The organism is bacterium (genome assembly GCA_035529855.1).
GTDB lineage: Bacteria > RBG-13-66-14 > B26-G2 > WVWN01 > WVWN01 > WVWN01.
Genome location: DATKVX010000116.1, coordinates 1 through 2,685, shown reverse-complemented (window position 1 = coordinate 2,685; position 2,685 = coordinate 1). Strand labels below are relative to the sequence as shown.

Here is a 2,685-nt window from a genome sequence, read left to right as displayed (position 1 = left end):
CCGCCCACCTTCACGGCGTAGTGGTATATCTGCCTCGAGCCGTCGCGGTCGCGCCAGGCGTAGGTGACGCGCTCGATGGCGAGGCGCCGGCCGTCGTAGGCGAACCACACCGGCTTTATCTTGCCCGACTCCTCGAAGATGGCGCCCACGCGAACGCCGTCACCCAGGTCCACGACGTCCATTTTCATTCCTCAGTATTTTTTCTTATGCCTGAAATCCCCGGCCTTCGTTGACATCGTCTACCGGCCGTGGTAGAATAGCTCAGCCTCAGGAGGCGTAAAATATGGCCGAAAACCAACCGAAGGAAGAACCCGAGATCGAGGTGGTGGTGCCGCAGAAACCGCCCGCGCAACCGGCTAATTTCTTCGTTGTTTCGTACGCCGAAGACGAGTTCGCGCTGGACGCGCTGTACGTCCATCCCGCCGAGTTGCATGCCGCCCGGCAAAACCCGGAGGCCAAAAACGTAATCGGCACCATGGTCGCACGCCTCGCTTTCAGCTACCATAAAGCACTGGACCTCCGTAAAAAACTCGACGACATGATCAAATCCCACGAGGAAAAGAAAAAATGACTACCATATCCCTGGCTCAAAACATCGCCTCCACCGGCTTTGAAATCGCAGATGACGTGATCAGCGAGGCCAGCGAGCCCGGCGTAACAACGGATGAACTTTTCCCTCTCCCCTGGCATACCTTGATTTCCCAAGCGGTCTTGGCGCGGGACTGGGACAACGAGGACGACGCCATCTACGATAATTGGCGGGAGCTATATGGCGTTCCAGCGCGGTGACGTCATACTTGTTCCATTCCCCTTCACGGACCTTACGGCCAAGAAAGCCCGGCCGGCTATAATAATAAGTGGCGCCAGCTATCATCACTCCACGCGTGATCTTATCCTGCTCGAAATAACTTCTCACATCCCCACTCCCCTCCTACCCACCACCTACCTGTTACAAAACTGGCAACAAGCTGGCCTAAAAAAACAGAGCATCGCCAAGGCAGTTCTCTTCACCGTCGAGGAAACTCAAGTCATACGCGCCGTCGGCCACTTAACGCCGGACGACATGGCCGGCGTAGATAACCTCCTCCGCGACGCATTAGAACTCTAAAACCTACTTATAACGCCGGATGACGCCGACGACGCGGCCTATCACCGCCACATCCTCGTCTTCGCCCAGCACCAGGTCCGCGTAGGCCGGGTTGGCGGCGCGCAGGATGACGAGGCCGCCGCGCACGTACATCCGCTTCACCGTGGCCTCGTCCCCCACCAGCGCCACGACGACGGCGCCGTTCTCCGCCACCGGCTGCGGCCTCACGATCACCATGTCGCCGTCGACGATGTGGTCGCCCTCCATGCTATCGCCCTTGACGCGCAACAGGAAGTCGCCCTCCGCGGCGCCCAGCGAGCGGTCGACCGCCATCGTCTCCTCGGCCTCTTCCAGCGCCGTGATCGGCGGCCCGGCGGCCACCCGGCCCACCACCGGCAGCTCGAGCGCCGGCGCGTATCCCGCCACCGCCAGCGCCCGCGGCCTGCCGTCCTCCTTCTCCAAATATCCCTTGCGGACCAGCGCCGCCAGATGCTCGAAGGCCGCGCGGGGGCCGACCTCCAAAAACTCCGCCAGCTCCCGCACCGTCGGCGGGAAGCCGTGCCGGCCGGTCAGCTCCCGCACCGCGGCCAAAACCTCGCGCTGCCTGTTCGTGAGTTTCTCCATCACCATCACCTCTTCCGGCGGCTCGAGCCGCCGCTGCCATTATACTCAACAGGAGTTGAGTAGTCAAGTAAAAAATGAAGGCGCCGGGACCCAGCCCCTAAGACCTTTTTTTCTTAAAATTGTTGACGATACGTTAAACCAGTATTATAATATTATCGTCAAAGCCTTGGTTTCAAACCGTCCAGGAGGAGAGCGGCCATGTTGCGACCTTTAGGGCTGGCCATTATTTTCGCGATGTTCGTTTGCGCCGCCGCGGCATCGCCGCCGCCGGTGTGGTTCCAATACGACGACGGCATCCCTTACCAGCCGGTTTACCGCGAGAACGCGAACGACGGTTGGGGCGTGAAGTTCGTGCCGCCGGCGCCGGGCTACATCCAGCGCGTCAGGTTATACGTCGGCAACCCCCCGGGGCATACCGGCTGGGAAGGCTTCAACCTCGAGATCTGGAATTGGGACGACACCTCGACGACGCCGGCCCCCGGCAAGCGCGTATGGGGTCCGAAGACCTTCACGTACGACCACGGCGGATGGGTGAGCTACAAAGGCATCGACTATTGGTGGAAGGACACCGAGCCCTTCGTCATCCTGGTGAAACAGCGGGAAGGGTACCCGAATTGCGATACGGTTTTTTGCGACCCGAAGCGGACCGAACCCAACCCCAACTGGAGCTACTTCAAAACCAAGTGGTACCCCTTCGAGCTCGTCAACGGCGACCTGATGATACGGGCGTACTACGGCGAGAGCTACCCCGGCGTCGAGCCTACGAGCATCGGCCGGGTGAAGTCCTTGTTCCGGTAGAAAAATTTGGTATAATATAAATAGGGGGCGATCGGTTTCGACGGGGGTGGACGGTAACCAGGTGGCACGTCGCGGCTTCCTGTCGCCGCGTTACAAAGGCGGGAAAAAAATAAACGCGGATAACTACGCGTACGCTTGCTAATTAGTTAGCAGGCCGGCCTCCGGCGGAGCCTTCC

6 protein-coding genes and 1 other RNA gene are annotated in these 2,685 nt (G+C 60.0%); 5 read left to right on the top strand and 2 right to left on the bottom strand.

Features of this window, described 5'->3' with window-relative positions; all coding sequences use genetic code 11:
• A partial coding sequence (locus VMX79_11590) for a hypothetical protein (GenBank protein HUV87740.1) occupies positions 1-188 on the bottom strand: 188 nt, incomplete at its 3' end.
• 95 nt (positions 189-283) lie between these two features.
• Here VMX79_11590 and VMX79_11585 point away from each other — a divergent pair.
• From VMX79_11585 to VMX79_11575, 3 genes are read left to right on the top strand one after another with little or no spacing between them, the layout of a single operon-like run.
• Positions 284-571: a hypothetical protein gene (locus tag VMX79_11585; protein HUV87739.1), complete on the top strand. Its 288-nt coding sequence runs from the start codon at positions 284-286 to the stop codon at positions 569-571.
• On the top strand, positions 568-789 hold the full coding sequence (locus tag VMX79_11580) for a hypothetical protein (GenBank protein HUV87738.1): 222 nt from the start codon (positions 568-570) through the stop codon (positions 787-789). The genes VMX79_11585 and VMX79_11580 overlap by 4 nt, the downstream gene beginning before the upstream one ends.
• Positions 770-1,108 carry a type II toxin-antitoxin system PemK/MazF family toxin gene (locus tag VMX79_11575; GenBank protein ID HUV87737.1) on the top strand — a complete coding sequence of 113 codons (339 nt, stop codon included), beginning with the start codon at positions 770-772 and terminating at the stop codon, positions 1,106-1,108. The genes VMX79_11580 and VMX79_11575 overlap by 20 nt, the downstream gene beginning before the upstream one ends.
• 3 nt (positions 1,109-1,111) lie before the next feature.
• Here the strand turns inward: VMX79_11575 and lexA are convergent, their stop codons facing one another.
• Positions 1,112-1,717 carry a transcriptional repressor LexA gene (gene lexA / locus VMX79_11570; protein ID HUV87736.1) on the bottom strand — a complete coding sequence of 202 codons (606 nt, stop codon included), beginning with the start codon at positions 1,715-1,717 and terminating at the stop codon, positions 1,112-1,114.
• A gap of 192 nt (positions 1,718-1,909) precedes the next feature.
• On the opposite strand from lexA, the gene VMX79_11565 reads away from it, so the two are divergent.
• Positions 1,910-2,509 carry a hypothetical protein gene (locus VMX79_11565; protein ID HUV87735.1) on the top strand — a complete coding sequence of 200 codons (600 nt, stop codon included), beginning with the start codon at positions 1,910-1,912 and terminating at the stop codon, positions 2,507-2,509.
• A gap of 23 nt (positions 2,510-2,532) precedes the next feature.
• Positions 2,533-2,685, top strand: a transfer-messenger RNA (tmRNA) gene (gene ssrA / locus VMX79_11560); the annotation flags it as partial.